Below are 16,802 nucleotides of genomic sequence, written 5' to 3' on the forward strand. Positions count from 1 at the left end.
CGGTCGGGGGTGCGCCGACCGGTGCGGTCGCGCCTCCCCCCACGTTAGCGGCAGGTTCGGCAATCCGGGCCTGTCCTCAGCCGAACGCTGGAATGATGGCCTGATGATCTCCATCGAACTGGCCCGCGCCCTGCGTACCGCCGGGCTGCGCTGGCACCCGCGCTCGGGCGACGGTTTCGTCATCGAGAACGCCGAGTCGAACGGTGACGTCTTCACCGTGAGTGAGATGACCGTCGAGGTGCACGACTTCCCCACGGGTCAACTGATCGGCTTCAACGGCACCACGGAGTGGGCGCTCGACTCGGTCGACGTCACCGACACGCTGTGGCTGCCGCGGGAGGACCAGCTGCGCGAACTCCTGCGCGACGGCTTCCGCTCGCTCGAGGTCGACCGCAGTGGCGGCGACCCGCTCTTCGTGGTGACCGCGGTCATCCGCGGCACCGAGCGCAGCTACGAGGCGATCACGGCGGCGGATGCCTACGGCGAAGCCGTGCTCGACCTGATCGTTCAGAGTCTGGTCACCGAAGTCGATTAGCCCTGGTCGAGACGAGGAATAGGCTGGGGTGATGACTGAAAACGCCGTTCCCACCGTCACGCTCAACAACGGGATCGAGATTCCCCAGCTCGGCTTCGGGGTGTTCCGCGTCGACCCCGACAAGACCAACCGCATCGTGCGGGACGCCCTCGACGTGGGCTACCGCCACCTCGACACCGCGCGGATCTACCACAACGAAGAGGGCGTCGGGCACGCCGTCAAGGAGTCCGGCGTCGCCCGCGAGGAGCTGTTCGTCACCACGAAGCTCTGGAACGACGACCAAACGGATGCGTCGGCGGCGATCGACAAGAGCCTCGCCCGACTGGGCATGGACTACGTCGACCTCTACCTCATCCACTGGCCGGCGCCGGACAACGACACCTACGTGCAGGCCTGGCGCTCGCTGATCGAGATCCAGCAGTCGGGTCGCGCCAAGGCGATCGGCGTCTCGAACTTCACCATCGACCACCTCGAGCGCGTGATCGCCGAGACCGGCGTGGTGCCGGCCGTCAACCAGGTGGAACTGCACGTCGACTTCCAGCAGGCCGAGCTCCGCGCCTTCGCCGCGGGGCAGGGCATCGCCATCGAGGCGTGGGGGCCGCTCGGTCAGGGCAAGATCAACCAGTCCGAGGAGCTGGCCGGCATCGCTGCGGCGCACGGCAAGACGGTGCCCCAGACGATCCTGCGGTGGCACACCCAGATCGGCAACATCGTCATCCCGAAGAGCAACAACAAAGACCGCATGGCCGAGAATTTCGACATCTTCGACTTCGAGCTGACGGCCGCCGAGATCGCCACCATCGCGACGCTCGACCAGGGCGAGGACGGCCGGAACGGCGGGCATCCGCTCGAGGTGCACTGACCTCGACCGGCACCGAGCTCAGTTCGGCTGCGGCACCTGGACGTCCGCTCTCTTTCCCGGGAACCACGGGATGAGGGCGGACGTTCGCTTTTTGTACTCCGCGTACTCCGGGTACTTCGACAGCGTGATGCTCTCGGTGAACACCGTCGAGCCGATGAACAGCAGCGTGAGCAGAACCGCGCCGGCCACGGTCCACTGGAACACGGTGCCGGCCGCCGTGGCGCCGATGAAGAACACCACCCACCACTGCGCCTGCTCGAAGAAGAAGTTGGGGTGGCGGGAGAAGCGGAACAGACCCGTCTGCACGAACCGCGGATGCGCCTCCCGCCCCGCCGCCAGCTCCCGCTTCTTCCACTGCTGGAAGTCCCACTGCTGCTGGTCGGCGATCGTCTCGCCCACCAGGAAGGCGAGGAAGATCACGAACAGCAGCGCATCGAGCAGCCCGAACGGCGTTGCACGGTGCTCGAACATCATGAACGCCGGCAACGTGATGAGCAGCAGGATGATGTTCTGGTAGATGGTGATGAAGAACAGATTGAACACCTGGAACTGCCCCGGTGTCATGCGAGCGCGGAGCACGGCCCAGCGGTAGTCCTCGCCGCCCGGCGCGTAGCCGCCTTTGCGCGAGAAGTTGAAGGTGAGGCGGGCGCCCCAGAGCGTCACCGCCGCGGCGAGCAGATCGAGGCGGAGATCGGTGAAGCCGGCTGCGCCCGCGAAGATCCAGACGTAGACGATGGGGATGATCGACCAGATCCGGTCGACCCAGGAGTACTCCCGAGTGATCAGCGACGTCACCCACACCACGAGGCAGATCGCGGCGAACACCCAGAACGAAGCTATCAGCGGAGCCATGGCAAAAGTGTAGGCCGCGCTCGGCGTTCGCTGGGGCAATTCCCGGTTGGCGGGCGGCGCCGATCAGCTACGCTGGTCTGAGCAAGGAGGGCAGCCGGATGACGAACGACGCGAACACCGATCACACGACGCGCATCCCCGTCCCCACCACGACGGGCGACACGACGCTGTCACTGACGGGTGAATTCGCGGCGCAGCTCGCCGCCTTGGAGGGTGGCGTCACGGGCGAGGAGCTCGAATCGATCGCCGCGCTGCCCTCGGGTTCCGCCCTCCTCATCGTGCGCCGGGGCCCCAATGCGGGCGCCCGCTTCCTGCTCGACACCAACGTCACCACGGTGGGCCGGCACCCGAACGCCGACATCTTCCTCGACGACGTGACGGTCTCGCGGCGGCACGCGGAGTTCTCCCGGCACGGCCACACTTTCCAGGTGAAAGACCTCGGCTCGCTGAACGGCACCTACGTGGGCGGCGTCCGCGTCGACGAGGCGCTGCTCGATGACGGCGCGGAGGTGCAGATCGGCAAGTTCCGGCTCACGTTCTACCCGTCGCGCATCGACGTCGTCACCGCCGCGGGCGAGTAGTGGCGGCCGCAGTCCAGCCCGTTCCCGAGCGGAACCCGGGCTCGTCGCAGTTGCTCGGAATCGGGCAGGTGCTCGCGAAGCTCACCGGTGAGTTCCCCGACCTCACGCCGTCGAAACTGCGCTTCCTCGAAGAGCGCGGCCTCGTGCATCCGGCCCGCACCGCCTCGGGCTACCGCAAGTTCTCGCAGAACGACCTCAGCCGGTTGCGGCTCATCCTCACCCTGCAGCGCGACTGCTACCTGCCCCTCGCGGTCATCAAGGACTACCTCGCCGACGTCGACGCCGGGCTCAACCCGCCGATGCCCGGTGCGGCGTTGCCCGGTGGCGCATCCATTCTGCAGACCGGCCGGCGGCTGAGCCGGGACGAACTCACCCGCGAAGCCGGTGCGACCCCCATGCTCGTGCAGGACGCCTTCTCGGCCTCGGTGCTCACGCCCGCCGACTCCTACGGCGAGGATGCGCTGGTGGTGCTGAAGGCGCTCGTGGAGTTGCAGCGCAGCGGCATCGAACCGCGGCACCTGCGCGGGTTCCGGCAGGCGACCGAGCGCGAACTCGGCCTGATCGAGAGTGCGCTCATGCCGGTGGCCCGGCGTCGCGACCCGTCCAGCCGGGCGAAAGTGGCCGAGCTCGCCCTCGAGATCGCGGGGCAGCTGGAGATCGTGCGGTCGAGCCTCATCCGGTCGGCCCTGGGGCGGATCGCGCCCTGAGCCGGCGCATAACGATTCGGCACCGCACGCGACACGCCGGGTTCGGATTGGGTGATGTCGTTGCTCCGCACCCTCGGCATCGCTACCGTGGGGAGAGCAGAAGACGAGTTCCGGATGCCCCGGACGACGGAAGGCGCTGATGAGCGAGCTGATCCAGGACGACGATTCGCGCTACGATCTCGGACTCCTGTTCACCGACGGTCTTCCCGACCTCGATGACGCGAGCGGGTATCGCGGTGCCGTCGCCGCGCGCGCTGCGGGCATCACCTACCGCCAGCTCGACTATTGGGCGCGCACCGCGCTGGTCGAACCCACCGTCCGCGGGGCCGCAGGGTCGGGGTCGCAGCGGCTCTACGGGTTCCGCGACATCCTGGTGCTGAAGCTCGTGAAGCGCCTCCTCGACACCGGGATCTCGTTGCAGCAGATCCGCACCGCCATCAACCAGCTGCGCGAGGCGGGCATCAACGACCTCGCCCAGACCACGCTGATGAGCGACGGCGCGAGCGTCTATCTCTGCACCTCGAACGACGAGGTCATCGACCTGGTCAGCCGCGGTCAGGGCGTCTTCGGCATCGCCGTGGGCAAGGTGCTGCGCGAGGTGGAGAACAGCCTGGTCGAGCTCGACTCCACGGTGGCCGACCCGCACGACGAACTCGCCGCCCGCCGCGCGGCCCGCAAGGCTGTTTGACCCCTCAGGGCATTTCGGTCAGCTCAGAGCATTCCGGTGAGCACGCCGCCGTCGGCACGCACGGCTGAGCCGTTGGTCGCCGATGCCCGTGGGCTGACCAGGTAGACCGCGAGAGCTGCCAGCTCGGCGGGCTCGATGAACCGTTCGAGCAGCGTGGTGCGGTTCTGCGCGATGATGCCGGCCTTCATCTCCTCAGCCGGCACACCTTGGGCACGCGAGATCTCCTCGACCACCTGTGCGACGCCATCCGAGTACGTCGGACCGCCGAGAATCGTGTTCACGGTCACGGCCGAGCCGCGGGTGAGCTTCGCGAGTCCGTTGGCGAAGCCGAGCAGAGCGGCCTTCATGGTGCCGTAGTGCAGCATGTCGGCCGGCACGTCGACCCCCGACTCGCTGCCGATCATCAGGATGCGGCCGTCGCCTCGGGCGAGCATTCCCGGCATGAGGTGCCGTGACAGCCGTACGGCGCTCATCAGGTTGACCTCGAAGTAGCGCTGCCACTCGTCGTCGGAGACGGTGTCGAAGGCGGCGACCCCGAACAGGCCGACGTTGTTCACCAGGATGTCGACGTCACCGAGCTCCTCGAGCAACCGAGCGACGTCGTCGGCGCGCTCGAAGTCGGCCGCGATCCCGGAGATCTCGGCCTGCGGATGCGCGGCGCGCAGCCGTCGCACGGCCTCCCGCACCCGGTCGTCGCTCCGCCCGTTCAGCAGCACGACTGCGCCCTCCCGCACCAGCGCATCGGCCACGGCCCAGCCGATGCCCTGGGTCGATCCGCTCACGAAAGCGCGCTTGCCGGTCAATCCGAGATCCATGTCCATCCATTCGTTTTACTTGCTCAGTCACGTGAAACGCTAACACGATCACTTGCTCAGTCAAGTCAATCAGATAGGCTGAGGCGATGGCCGACGACACCGCATCCGCCGATCTGACCGGCGACGACCTCCAGACCTGGGCCGCTCTGGCGACCGTGCTGGAGTGGCTGCCGCCCGCGCTCGACGCGCCGCTCGCGCGCGACTTCGAGCTCACCCACTTCGAGTACGGGATCCTGTACGCGCTGGCCGACGCACCCGAACGCACGCTGCGCATGAGCGTGCTAGCGGGCTACGCCAACAGCTCGCTCTCGCGGCTCTCGCGCGCGGTGGCCCGGCTCGAGCGGCGGGGCTGGGTCGCCCGGCGGCCGGACCCGGGGGACGGGCGGTACACCCTCGCCGTCCTCACCGAGGGCGGGCATGGTGTCTACCGCGAGGCGACGCCTCGCCACAACGAAACGGTGCACCGGCTCGTTCTCGATGTGCTGACTTCGGCTCAGAAGAAGCAGCTACGCGTCATCAGCGGACGCATCATCCGCGCCATCCGCGACGAAGGGGAGTGGCAGGTGCCCGACGGATCGAAGGAGCAGCCCTAGGCCTTGGTGACGTCGGCGTATTCGCCGACGCGGCCCGTGCGCATGACGCGCTCGAGCAGCAGGTCGAAGTTGCGCGCCATCTCCTGGGCGCCCTCACCGGGCCAGACGTGCAGCGGCTTCGCCGCGCCCTGAGCCTGCTGGAGGCTGGTGCGCTCGGGCAGCTGGGGCGAGAGCACCAGCGGGCCGAACATGTCGCGGAGCTCCTTGATGCGGAACTGGTGCTCGAGCGACTGCGAGCGCACGCGGTTCACGATGATGCCGAGCGGCTGGAGGCGCGGCGACAGCCCGCGACGGATCTCCTCGATCGCGCGCAGCGCGCGGTCGGCTGCGGCCACCGAGAACAGACCGGGCTCGGTGACGACGGAGACGCGGTCGGATGCGGCCCAGGCCGTGCGCGTCAGCGCGTTCAGCGACGGGGCGCAGTCGATCAGCACGAGGTCGTACTCGGTCTCGACGGTGGCCAGGGCCTCTTCGAGCTTCCAGATGTCGCGGATCGACGGATGCGGGCCGTCGAAGTTCAGCGCCGAGGGCGAGCCGATCAGCACGTCGATCTTGCCGCCGCGATCTTTCGTCCACCCCGACGGGGCGATCGCCGCACGCACCACCTTTTCCTTGGGAGAGGCGAGCACGTCGGCCACGTTCAGGTGCCCGGCGACGCGGATGTCCATGCCCGTCGACACATCCGACTGCGGGTCGAGGTCGACGACGAGGGTGCGCAAACCCTTGGCGAACGCCGCGGAGGCCAGTCCGAGCGTCACCGTGGTCTTGCCCACACCTCCCTTGAGGGAAGAGACGCTGAGTACATGCACAATCGACTACGTTACCTTCACTAGGCTTAGAGAACCTAACTGTTCGCTGTACGCGCATGCGCCTGAAAGGTCTCGATGTTCAAGAAGATTCTGGTTGCCAACCGCGGTGAGATCGCAATCCGGGCGTTCCGGGCCGCGTACGAGCTCGGCGCCAAGACGGTCGCGGTGTTCCCGTACGAGGACCGCAACTCCATGCACCGCCTGAAGGCCGATGAGGCCTACCAGATCGGTGAGGTCGGGCATCCGGTGCGGGCGTACCTCGATGTGTCGGAGATCATCCGTGTGGCCAAGGAAGCGGGCGCTGACGCCATCTACCCCGGCTACGGCTTCCTCTCCGAGAACCCGGAGCTCGCCAAGGCGGCCGCCGAGAACGGGATCACGTTCATCGGCCCGGGCGAGCACGTGCTCGAGATGGCGGGCAACAAGGTCACCGCCAAGGAGCACGCGATCGCGGCGGGCGTTCCGGTGCTGAAGTCGACACCCGCGACCCGCGACATCGAGGAGCTGATCGCCGGGGCCGAGGACATCGGCTTCCCGGTCTTCGCCAAGGCGGTCGCGGGCGGCGGCGGTCGTGGCATGCGCCGGGTGGAGACGCGCGAGGAGCTGCGCGGCGCCCTGGAAGCGGCGATGCGCGAGGCCGACAGCGCGTTCGGCGACCCGACCATGTTCCTGGAGCAGGCGGTGCTCCGCCCGCGGCACATCGAGGTGCAGATCCTGGCGGATGCGACGGGCGAGACCCTGCACCTGTTCGAGCGCGACTGCTCGGTGCAGCGACGCAACCAGAAGGTCGTCGAGATCGCGCCGGCGCCGAACATCTCGGAGGAGCTGCGCACGGCGCTCCACTCCGACGCCATCAAGTTCGCGAAGTCGATCGGCTACGTCAACGCGGGAACGGTGGAGTTCCTCGTCGACACCGTCGGTGCGCGCGCCGGCCAGCACGTGTTCATCGAGATGAACCCGCGCATCCAGGTGGAGCACACGGTGACCGAGGAGGTCACCGACGTCGACCTCGTGCAGTCGCAGATGCTGATCGCCTCGGGCATGTCGTTCGACGAGATCGGGCTGCACCAGCAGGACATCGTGCTGCACGGCGCGGCGTTGCAGTGCCGCATCACCACGGAGGACCCGACGGCGGGCTTCCGGCCCGACACCGGCAAGATCGCCGCCTACCGCTCGCCCGGTGGCGCCGGCGTGCGCCTGGACGGCGGCACCGTCGACGTGGGTGCGCAGATCTCGCCGCACTTCGACTCGATGCTGGCGAAGATGACCTGCCGTGGCCGCGACTTCCCGGCCGCCGTGCGGCGGGCGCGGCGTGCGCTGGCGGAGTTCCGCATCCGGGGCGTGTCCACGAACATCCCGTTCCTGCAGGGTGTGCTCGACGACCCCGACTTCATCGCGGGCGACCTCAGCACCTCCTTCATCGAGGAGCGGCCGCAGCTGCTCGGCGGTCACCAGTCGAAAGACCGCGGAACGAAGATCCTGAACTGGCTCTCGGACGTGACGGTGAACCAGCCCAACGGCGCCCGTGTCGGCTCCATCGACCCGGCGCACAAGCTGCCGCACATCGACCTCTCCGAGCCCGCACCGGACGGCTCGCGCCAGAAGCTGCTCGAACTCGGGCCGAAGGGCTTCGCGGATGCGCTGCGCGCCCAGACCGCGCTGGCCGTCACCGAGACCACGATGCGCGACGCCCACCAGTCGCTGCTCGCCACCCGGGTGCGCACCCGCGACCTCGTCGCGGTCGCGCCGTATGTGGCCCGGATGACGCCGGAGCTGCTCTCGATGGAGGCCTGGGGCGGCGCCACCTACGACGTCGCGCTGCGCTTCCTCGGTGAAGACCCGTGGGAGCGGCTCGCGTCACTCCGCGAGGCGCTGCCGAACGTGGCCATCCAGATGCTCCTGCGCGGCCGCAACACGGTCGGCTACACGCCGTACCCGACGGAGGTGACGGATGCGTTCGTCACCGAGGCGGCCTCGACCGGCGTCGACATCTTCCGCATCTTCGATGCGCTGAACGACGTCGAGCAGATGCGCCCGGCCATCGACTCGGTGCTCGCCACCGGCACGACGATCGCGGAGGTCGCGGTCTGCTACACCGGCGACCTGCTCGACCCGGCCGAAGACCTCTACACGCTCGACTACTACCTGAAGCTCGCCGAGCAGATCGTGTCGTCGGGCGCGCACATCCTGGCCATCAAGGACATGGCGGGGCTGCTGCGACCGACCGCGGCGGCGAAGCTCGTCGCGGCGTTCCGGGAGAACTTCGACCTGCCCGTGCACGTGCACACGCACGACACCGCCGGGGGACAGCTCGCGACCTTGCTCGCGGCGTCGCAGGCGGGCGCCGACGCGGTCGACGTGGCGAGCGCACCGATGGCGGGCACCACGTCGCAGCCCTCCGCATCCGCTCTGGTCGCGGCGCTCGCGCACACGCAGCGCGACACCGGCCTCTCGTTGCAGGCCGTCAGCGATCTCGAGCCGTACTGGGAGGCGGTGCGGCAGGTGTACCGGCCGTTCGAGTCGGGTCTGCCCGGCCCCACCGGGCGGGTGTACAAGCACGAGATCCCGGGTGGGCAGCTGTCGAACCTCCGCCAGCAGGCAATCGCGCTGGGTCTCGCCGACGACTTCGAGCTGATCGAGGACCTGTACGCGGCGGCGAACCAGATCCTCGGGCGCATCCCGAAGGTCACTCCGTCGTCGAAGGTCGTGGGCGACCTCGCCCTGCACCTCGCCGCGGTCAAGGCCGACCCGGCCGACTTCGCCGAGAACCCGCAGAACTACGACATCCCGGACTCGGTCATCGGCTTCATGGCGGGTGAGCTCGGCGAGCTGCCCGGTGGCTGGCCCGAGCCGTTCCGCTCGAAGGTGCTGGCGGGCAAGGACATCAAGATCGGGGTGACCCCGATCACCGCCGAAGACCGCGAGGCGCTGAACGGGGATGCGCTGGAGCGCCGTGCCACGCTCAACCGGTTGCTCTTCCCGGCGCCGACGCGCCAGTTCGAGCAGATGCGCGAGCTGTTCGGCGACCTGTCGGTGGTCGACACCGTCGACTACCTCTACGGGTTGCAGCCTGGCACGGAGCACGTCGTGGAGATCGGCAAGGGTGTTCGCCTCTTCGTCGGTCTCGAGGCGATCGGCGAGGCCGACGAGAAGGGCATGCGCACGGTCATGACCACGCTCAACGGGCAGCTGCGCCCGGTGAACGTGCGCGACCGTTCGGTCAAGGTCGAGGCGAAGGCGGCGGAGAAGGCCGACGGCTCGAAGCCCGGTCAGGTGCCGGCGCCGTTCTCCGGCGTCGTGACGCTGAAGGTCGAGGAGGGCGCGCAGGTCGCCGCGGGCGAAGCCGTCGCAACCATCGAGGCGATGAAGATGGAGGCCGCGATCACGACCCCGGTCGCCGGAACCGTCACGCGACTGGCCATCCCGAAGACCCAGCAGGTGGAGGCCGGCGACCTCATCGTCGTCGTCACGCCGTGACGGTCCGGGAGATCCGTCTCTTCGGCGACCCCGTGCTGAAGACCGTCTCCGACCCGGTCGTCGACATCGACGACCGGGTGCGGGGCCTTGTCGCCGACCTGCTCGACAGCGTGCGCGTGCCCGGTCGTGCCGGTGTGGCGGCCTCGCAGATCGGTGTGAACCTGCGGGTGTTCAGCTACAACGTCGACGGCGAGGTGGGGTACATCATCAACCCCGTGCTCGTCGAGGTGTCGGGCGAGCCGGAGCTGATCGACGAGGGGTGCCTCTCGGTGCCCGATCTGTGGTTCAAGACGTCGCGGTACCCGTTCGCGCGAGCGACGGGCATCGACCTCGACGGCAACCCGATCGAGGTGTCGGGCACGGGTGTGCTCGCGCAGGCGCTGCAGCACGAGACCGATCACCTCGACGGGCTGCTCTACCTCGACCGCCTCGACAAGCCGACGCGGCGCGAGGCGATGAAGCAGGTGCGCGAGTCGTCGTGGTTTTGAGTAGCAAGTACTCATAACGGCCTCGGGTCGAGGGCTGTGAGTCTGGAGGAAATATCACTACCTCCTGACGAAAGTAGTTCTCATGCGACCCCGAACCTCATTTCTCTTCGGTGGCGCCGCGACGGCGCTCGCCGTGACTGCGGCGCTGCTTGGCTCCGCGGCTTCCGCTCAGGCGTACGCCCCCTCGAACCCCGTCTGTCCGCCGACGGTCGCCACCCAGGGCATCGCGATCCCGTCGACGCCGGCGCTCGACAACCCCGACCCGGCGGCGCACGTGGCCATCACGGATGGCGCACTTCCCGCTGGCCTGACCCTGTCCGGCGACGAGACAGCGAACATGCCGTTCACGTACGGTGGAACGCCGACTGCGAGTGGCATCACGAACTTCACGGTCACGGCGACTTTCGCCGGCCGTTCGACCTTGATCGGTTGTTCGATGGCCGTGTACCCGACGCCGAACGTCTCGCGCATCGGCGGGGCCGACCGCTATGCGCAAGCCGATGCAGTTGCGCACGCGTCGTTCCATAGTGCTGACATCGTCTACGTGGCGAGCGGAGAGAAGTTCTCCGATGCGCTGAGTGCCGGCTCGGTGGCGGGTCTGCACAACTCGCCTCTCCTCCTGACGCCTGCGAACGCGATGACTGCGGGAACGAAGGCCGAGATCGCGCGGCTCCAGCCCCACCACATCGTCATCGTCGGCGGCCCGGCCTCCGTCTCACTGCCGGTGGAGGACGGCCTGCGCGCTGATTTCCCCACGGCCGATGTCACCCGCATCGGTGGAGTCGACCGTTTCGACGTGTCCCGCACGCTGCTGCAGCACGCGACCTTCGGCGCGAAGCAGACCGAGTGGCTGTACGTCGCCAACGGCGGCAACTTCCCGGACGCGTTGTCGGCGTCGCCGGCGGCTGTCGCGGCCGGCGGAGCGGTGCTCCTCGTCGACGGATCGAAGCCGGCCTTGAGTGACTACGAGAAGAACGTGCTCGGCGCCCTCGGGGCAGCCCATGTGCGAATCGCGGGTGGCCCTGCCTCCGTGAACGCAGCCCTCGAGGCTGACATCGCCACGATCGTCCCCGTGACGCGCAATGGGGGTGCCGATCGTTTCGACGTCGCGGTGTCCATCAACTCCGAGGTCTTCGGCACAGCGGGCACGGTCTACGTCGCAAGCGGGTTCACCTTCCCCGACGCGCTGAGCATCGCACCGGTGGCGGGGGCAGATCCCAGCCCCGTCTATCTGGCGCACACCGACTGTGTCCCTGATGCCGTCCTGCAGGAGATCGTGCGCACCCAGCCGTGGCGCATCGTGATCCTCGGCGGCACGAACACACTGTCCGCCGACGTCGCTGCGCTGAAGCCCTGCTGACGCTCCACCATCTCGATTCAGTAGGAAAGCCATCCGTCATGAGAAGTCCTCTCTTGCTCACGAGCGCTGCCGGCGTCGCGGCGGCTGTCGCAGCCTCACTCCTCGCCTGTACGCCGGCCTCCGCTGTCGAGGTGTACAACCCGGTGTGCCCGCCCGCAACGGCCGTGCAGGGGATCGCCATTCCAGCGACCCCAGCGCTCGACCGCTACGACAAGAACGCGGGCCTGTCCATCTCGGCCGGAGCCCTTCCCGCCGGGGTGAAGCTGACGGGTGACGTCACCGAACGTCTGCCGTATCAGTTCGAGGGCACGCCGACGACAGCGGGAAGCTCGACCTTCACGGTCAAGGCGATGTTCGAAGATGCTCCGCCCAAGACGATCGACTGCACGATGGTGGTGGCCGCGGCTCCCGCAGTGAGCCGCATCCAAGGAACCGATCGTTACGACCAGGCGGTGCAGATCTCCAAGAAGTCGTTCACCAAGTCCGACACCGTGTACCTGGCGAGCGGCGAGAAGTTCTCCGACGCGCTGAGCGCGGGTTCGGTCGCGGGCATCCACGGTGCACCCCTGCTGCTCACGCCGGCCGCCGGCCTGACCGCGGGGACCAAGGCCGAACTCGTTCGCCTGGCTCCGCACGACGTCGTCGTCGTCGGTGGCGCGGCGTCGGTGTCGAAGGCAATCGTCGACCAACTCGCAGCGGCGCTGCCCGGCACGCATGTGAAGCAGATCGGCGGTGCTGATCGGTTCGAGGTGTCGCGGGCGCTGATCGCCGACAAGGACTTCGGTGTCCCGACGTCGAACTGGGTCTACCTCGCATCGGGTGGCAACTTCCCCGATGCGCTCGCGGCCTCACCTGCGGCCGTGTCGCAGAACGGGCCGGTGCTGCTCGTCAACGGCACCGAGACGAAGCCGACGGCGGCCGAGACCGCACTGCTGGACGGGATGGGCGTCACCAATGTCCAGATCGTCGGCGGGACGGCGTCGGTGAGCCAGGCGCTGCAGACAGCGCTCGAGACCCCGTTCGTCGTCACCCGCGCGAGCGGCGCCGACCGCTTCGAGGCGGCTGTGGCCATCAACCAGCAGTTCACCGCTGCCGATACGGTGTACCTCGCCAGCGGCCTGGTGTTCCCCGACGCGCTGAGCGCCGCCCCCGTGGCGGGGGAGGGAGCCGACCCGATCTACCTGGTGCAGCAGAACTGCGTGCCTGCGCCGGTGCTTCAGGAGATCGTGCGTCTGAAAGCGACGAAGGTGGTGGTGCTCGGTGGCACCGCCACTCTCGGCACCGCGGTGGACAAGCTCACCGCCTGCTGAGCACGCACAAAGGAGAAGGGGCCCGCCGCCATGGCGAGCCCCTTCTTCGCGCGTGTGGGTCGTCGCCCGCTGCTCAGTGCACCAGCGACTGGCCCTCCGTGGCGGGAGCCGCGGAATAGATGCCCTCGATCGCGCCGGCGAAGTCCGTCAGGATGACGTTGCGCTTGATGGTGAGCTTCGGTGTGAGGTGTCCCGATGCCTCCGTGAAGTCGGTCGGCAGGACGATGAACTTGCGAATCGACTCGGCCCGCGACACCAAGGCGTTCGCCGCATCCACCGCCCGCTGGATCTCGGCGAGAACCGCAGGGTTCTCCGACGCCTGAGTGACGGTGAGGTCGGCCGGCTGGCCGTTGTTCGCCAGCCACACCGGCAACATCTCGGCGTCGAGGGTGACGATCGCCGCGATGAACGGCTTCTGGTCGCCGACCACCACCACCTGTCCCACCAGCGGGTTCGCGCGGATCGGGTCTTCGAGCACGGCGGGTGCCACGTTCTTACCACCCGCGGTGACGATGATCTCCTTCTTGCGCCCCGTGATGGTGAGGAAGCCGTCGTCGTCGAGCGAACCGAGGTCGCCGGTCTTGAACCACTCGCCGTCCATCACCTCGGCGGTGGCCGCGTCGTTCTGCCAATAGCCGGCGAACACGTTGATGCCCTTCACCCAGATCTCGCCGTCTTCCGCGATCTTGAGACCGACACCCGGCAGCGCCGGCCCGACGGTGCCGATCTTGAACTTGTCGGTGAGGTTCACGGTGGCCGGTGCCGTCGTCTCGGTGAGACCGTAGCCCTCGAGGATCTTCACCCCGAGACTGCGGTAGAAGTGCCCGAGCCGGTGCCCGAGGGGCGCCGAACCCGACACCGCATACTTCACGTTGCCACCGAGCGCGGCGCGCAGCTTCGACAGCACGAGCCGGTCGAACAGCGCGAACTGGAGCTTCAGGCCGAGCGGCACCGAGCCGGCGTCGAGCGCCTCGGAGTGGGCGATCGCCACCGCGGCGGCGCGGCGGAAGATCCTGCCCTTGCCGCCGGTCTCGGCCTTCTGCTCCGAGGAGTTGTAGACCTTCTCGAACACCCGGGGCACCGCCAGGAGGAAGGTGGGCTTGAACGAGCCGAGCGCCGGCAACAGCTGTTTGGTGTCGGCCTGATGCCCCACCTTCACGCCGGCGTGCACGCTGAGCACCGCGATGAACCGCGCGAACACGTGCGCCGTCGTGATGAACAGCAGGGTCGAAGCGCCCGGCTGAACGACGTCCTTCATCGCCACCGCCGCATTGCGGGAGAGCTCCACGAAGTTCGAGTGGGTGAGGATGCAGCCCTTCGGCCGTCCGGTCGTGCCCGAGGTGTAGATGAGCGTGGCCAGATTCGACCCCTTCGCGAGGGTGCGCCGACGCTCCACCTCGTCGTCGGCCACGCCGACGCCGGCCGCTGCCAGCTTGTCGAGGTCACCGAGGTCGACCTGCCAAACCTTGGTGACCAGTGGCACATCGGCCCGCACCTCGTCGAAGCGCGCGAAATGGTCGGCCGTCTCGACGATCATGGCGACCGCGCCGGAGTCGCTGAGGTTCCACTGAACCTGCGCGGGCGAGGAGGTCTCGTACACCGGCACGAGCGCCGCGCCCGCGAACCAGGTCGCGAAATCGATCAGGGTCCACTCGTAGCGGGTCTTGCACATCAGCCCGATCTTGTCGCCGGGCTGGATTCCCGAGGCGATCAGCCCTTTCGCGACGGCCCGAACCTGCGCGAGGAACTCGGCCGAGGTGATGTCACGCCATCCGGCGCCCGCAGGAACGGCGAACAGCGGCTCGTTCGGCGTCAGCCGTGCCCGCTCGACGAGCAGATCGCTGGCGTTCGCGTTGGGGTCGGCTGTGACGACGGGGGGAACGGAATACTCATCCACGGCAACTCCTTCGGTACCGGCCAGGTTCAACTCATCTACACTCTACTTGGTGCATCCGAGGCTTCCCTGGATGCGATGAGTCCCCGGCGGAAGGAACCACCTCGCATGCGCGCCATCGGAATCGACATCGGTGGCACGAAGATCGCCGGCGCCGTGGTCGACGAGTTGGGCCAGATCGTGGCACACGAACGCCGGCCCACGTCGGCGTCAGAACCGCAGGTGATCGAGGACACCGTGGTGGAGATGGTGAAGCACCTCTCCCAGGGCGAGGAGATCGCCGCGGTCGGTGTGGCCGCGGCCGGGTTCATCGACGCCTCGCAGTCGACCGTGTACTACGCCCCGAACATCAACTGGCGTGAGGAGCCGTTCCGCGAGAAGCTCGAGCGCCGTCTCGACCTGCCGATCATCATCGAGAACGATGCGAACGCCGCCGGCTGGGCCGAATTCCGGTTCGGCGCGGGGCGTCTCGTGAGCGACATGTGCATCCTCACCATCGGCACCGGGGTGGGCGGCGCGATCGTGAGCGGCGACAAGCTGTTCCGCGGCGGCTTCGGCGCCGGTGCCGAACTCGGCCACCTCCGGGTCGTGCCGAACGGCCTGCCCTGCGGCTGCGGCGCGCACGGCTGCATCGAGCAGTACGGCTCGGGCCGTGCCCTGCTCCGCCTGGCCAACGAGCTGGCGGATGCGGGTGGCATCGGCCAGGTGCTCGCCTCCGTGCGCGCACGCAACGGCGTGCTCACCGGACAGGACATCAGCGAGCTGGTCTCGATCGGCGATCCCGGCGCGCTGTCGGCGCTCCGCACGCTCGGCACCTGGCTCGGCCAGGCCTGCGCCAGCCTCGCGGCCGTGCTCGACCCGCAGTTGTTCGTGATCGGCGGGGGAGTCGCGCAGTCCGGCGACCTGCTGCTCGACCCCATCCGTGCCGCCTTCCTCGAGACGCTGCCGGCACGTGGGTATCATCCGGAGCCCGAGTTCCGCATCGCCGAGCTGGTCAACGACGCCGGTGTGGTGGGCGCGGCCGACCTGGCCCGCCGGTACGCCGAGACCACGGCGAGCTGAGCGCCTCGTGTTCTACTTCCTCGCCAAGTACCTCCTCGTCGCCCCGGTGCTGAAGACGCTGTTCCGCCCGTGGGTGATCGGTCTGGAGAACATCCCCGCCAAGGGGGCGGCCATCCTGGCGTCGAATCACCTGTCGTTCAGCGATTCGGTGTTCCTGCCGGTGGTGGTCGACCGGCAGGTCTCGTTCCTGGCCAAGAGCGAGTACTTCACGGGCAAGGGCATCAAGGGCTGGCTGGTGCGGCTGTTCTTCATCGCCTCCGGCCAGCTGCCGATCGACCGTTCCGGCGGTAAGGCGTCGGAGGCCTCGCTCAACACCGGTCTCAAGGTGCTCGGCCGCGGCGACCTGCTCGGCATCTACCCGGAGGGCACCCGCAGCCCCGACGCCAAGCTCTACCGGGGCCGCACGGGCGTGGCCCGGATGGTGCTCGAGGCGCACGTGCCGATCATCCCGGTTGCCATGATCGACACCGAGAAGGTGATGCCGATCGGGTCGAAGATCCCGAAGATCCGGCGAATTGGCATCATCATCGGCAAGCCACTAGATTTCAGTAGGTTCGAGGGATTGGAATCCGACCGGTTCATCCTTCGCTCCGTCACCGACGAGATCATGTACGAGCTCCACCGCCTCGGCGGCCAGGAATACGCCGACGTGTATGCGACTTCGGTAAAGGAGAAACGCGCGAGCGTCGCGCGGCCTGCCCCGCGCAAGTAGGGCATTCACAATAGATACGGGAACAGATCAGTGGTAGATCCAACAGAGCAAATCGTC

Annotated in this window: 16 protein-coding genes; 12 read left to right on the plus strand and 4 right to left on the minus strand. The window is 68.1% G+C overall.

The genetic code is table 11. The annotated features are described in order from the left end of the window. Nucleotides 1-103: 103 nt before the first annotated feature. Both AC3WLB_RS14705 and AC3WLB_RS14710 read left to right on the plus strand, forming a co-directional pair. On the plus strand, nt 104-535 hold the full coding sequence (locus AC3WLB_RS14705) for a hypothetical protein (RefSeq protein ID WP_022896190.1): 432 nt from the start codon (nt 104-106) through the stop codon (nt 533-535). Nucleotides 536-566: 31 nt separating this feature from the next. Beyond that, on the plus strand, nt 567-1,397 hold the full coding sequence (locus AC3WLB_RS14710) for an aldo/keto reductase (protein WP_492507179.1): 831 nt from the start codon (nt 567-569) through the stop codon (nt 1,395-1,397). 18 nt (nt 1,398-1,415) lie between these two features. Here AC3WLB_RS14710 and AC3WLB_RS14715 read toward each other — a convergent pair whose 3' ends face one another. Continuing rightward, a complete protein-coding gene (locus AC3WLB_RS14715; protein WP_492507181.1) occupies nt 1,416-2,249 on the minus strand; it encodes a DUF1295 domain-containing protein in 834 nt (277 codons plus the stop codon). Nucleotides 2,250-2,347: 98 nt separating this feature from the next. Here AC3WLB_RS14715 and AC3WLB_RS14720 point away from each other — a divergent pair, with 98 nt between their 5' ends. The 3 genes from AC3WLB_RS14720 (at nt 2,348) to AC3WLB_RS14730 (ending at nt 4,225) form a co-directional block, all read left to right on the plus strand. After that, nucleotides 2,348-2,830 carry an FHA domain-containing protein gene (locus AC3WLB_RS14720; protein WP_022896193.1) on the plus strand — a complete coding sequence of 161 codons (483 nt, stop codon included), beginning with the start codon at nt 2,348-2,350 and terminating at the stop codon, nt 2,828-2,830. After that, nucleotides 2,830-3,537: a transcriptional regulator FtsR gene (ftsR, locus tag AC3WLB_RS14725; protein WP_022896194.1), complete on the plus strand. Its 708-nt coding sequence runs from the start codon at nt 2,830-2,832 to the stop codon at nt 3,535-3,537. Before AC3WLB_RS14720 ends, ftsR begins: the two co-directional genes overlap by 1 nt. A 139-nt stretch (nt 3,538-3,676) precedes the next feature. Next, the gene (locus tag AC3WLB_RS14730) at nt 3,677-4,225 is read left to right on the plus strand and encodes a MerR family transcriptional regulator (RefSeq protein ID WP_022896195.1); all 549 of its coding nucleotides are present in this window, start codon (nt 3,677-3,679) and stop codon (nt 4,223-4,225) included. Between the two features lie 23 nt (nt 4,226-4,248). Here the strand turns inward: AC3WLB_RS14730 and AC3WLB_RS14735 are convergent, their stop codons facing one another. After that, on the minus strand, nt 4,249-5,040 hold the full coding sequence (locus AC3WLB_RS14735; RefSeq protein WP_492507184.1) for an SDR family NAD(P)-dependent oxidoreductase: 792 nt from the start codon (nt 5,038-5,040) through the stop codon (nt 4,249-4,251). A gap of 86 nt (nt 5,041-5,126) precedes the next feature. Here AC3WLB_RS14735 and AC3WLB_RS14740 point away from each other — a divergent pair, with 86 nt between their 5' ends. Beyond that, nucleotides 5,127-5,633, plus strand: coding sequence for a MarR family winged helix-turn-helix transcriptional regulator (locus AC3WLB_RS14740; protein WP_492507186.1), 507 nt, complete (start codon nt 5,127-5,129; stop codon nt 5,631-5,633). Here the strand turns inward: AC3WLB_RS14740 and AC3WLB_RS14745 are convergent. Further along, nucleotides 5,630-6,442, minus strand: a complete 813-nt coding sequence (locus AC3WLB_RS14745; protein WP_031282071.1) for a ParA family protein — start codon at nt 6,440-6,442, stop codon at nt 5,630-5,632. The two genes, AC3WLB_RS14740 and AC3WLB_RS14745, sit on opposite strands and share 4 nt — an antisense overlap. A gap of 75 nt (nt 6,443-6,517) precedes the next feature. On the opposite strand from AC3WLB_RS14745, the gene AC3WLB_RS14750 reads away from it, so the two are divergent. The 4 genes from AC3WLB_RS14750 to AC3WLB_RS14765 all read left to right on the plus strand — a co-directional run bounded on the left by AC3WLB_RS14750 (nt 6,518) and on the right by AC3WLB_RS14765 (nt 13,077). Next, nucleotides 6,518-9,919: a pyruvate carboxylase gene (locus AC3WLB_RS14750; RefSeq protein ID WP_492507188.1), complete on the plus strand. Its 3,402-nt coding sequence runs from the start codon at nt 6,518-6,520 to the stop codon at nt 9,917-9,919. After that, nucleotides 9,916-10,407 carry a peptide deformylase gene (locus AC3WLB_RS14755; protein WP_022896025.1) on the plus strand — a complete coding sequence of 164 codons (492 nt, stop codon included), beginning with the start codon at nt 9,916-9,918 and terminating at the stop codon, nt 10,405-10,407. The genes AC3WLB_RS14750 and AC3WLB_RS14755 overlap by 4 nt, the downstream gene beginning before the upstream one ends. 82 nt (nt 10,408-10,489) lie before the next feature. Beyond that, the gene (locus AC3WLB_RS14760; protein WP_492507190.1) at nt 10,490-11,767 is read left to right on the plus strand and encodes a cell wall-binding repeat-containing protein; all 1,278 of its coding nucleotides are present in this window, start codon (nt 10,490-10,492) and stop codon (nt 11,765-11,767) included. Between the two features lie 38 nt (nt 11,768-11,805). Further along, nucleotides 11,806-13,077 carry a cell wall-binding repeat-containing protein gene (locus tag AC3WLB_RS14765; protein WP_492507191.1) on the plus strand — a complete coding sequence of 424 codons (1,272 nt, stop codon included), beginning with the start codon at nt 11,806-11,808 and terminating at the stop codon, nt 13,075-13,077. A 73-nt stretch (nt 13,078-13,150) separates the two neighbouring features. Here AC3WLB_RS14765 and AC3WLB_RS14770 read toward each other — a convergent pair whose 3' ends face one another. Next, nucleotides 13,151-14,974, minus strand: coding sequence for an AMP-dependent synthetase/ligase (locus tag AC3WLB_RS14770; RefSeq protein WP_492507192.1), 1,824 nt, complete (start codon nt 14,972-14,974; stop codon nt 13,151-13,153). 105 nt (nt 14,975-15,079) lie between these two features. Here AC3WLB_RS14770 and AC3WLB_RS14775 point away from each other — a divergent pair, with 105 nt between their 5' ends. Both AC3WLB_RS14775 and AC3WLB_RS14780 read left to right on the plus strand, forming a co-directional pair. Beyond that, nucleotides 15,080-16,033, plus strand: coding sequence for an ROK family glucokinase (locus AC3WLB_RS14775; protein WP_492507193.1), 954 nt, complete (start codon nt 15,080-15,082; stop codon nt 16,031-16,033). A 7-nt stretch (nt 16,034-16,040) separates the two neighbouring features. Next, nucleotides 16,041-16,745 carry a lysophospholipid acyltransferase family protein gene (locus AC3WLB_RS14780; protein WP_492507195.1) on the plus strand — a complete coding sequence of 235 codons (705 nt, stop codon included), beginning with the start codon at nt 16,041-16,043 and terminating at the stop codon, nt 16,743-16,745. The last annotated feature ends 57 nt before the right edge of the window (nt 16,746-16,802 follow it).

Source organism: Herbiconiux sp. FW305-C-125, assembly GCF_058783455.1.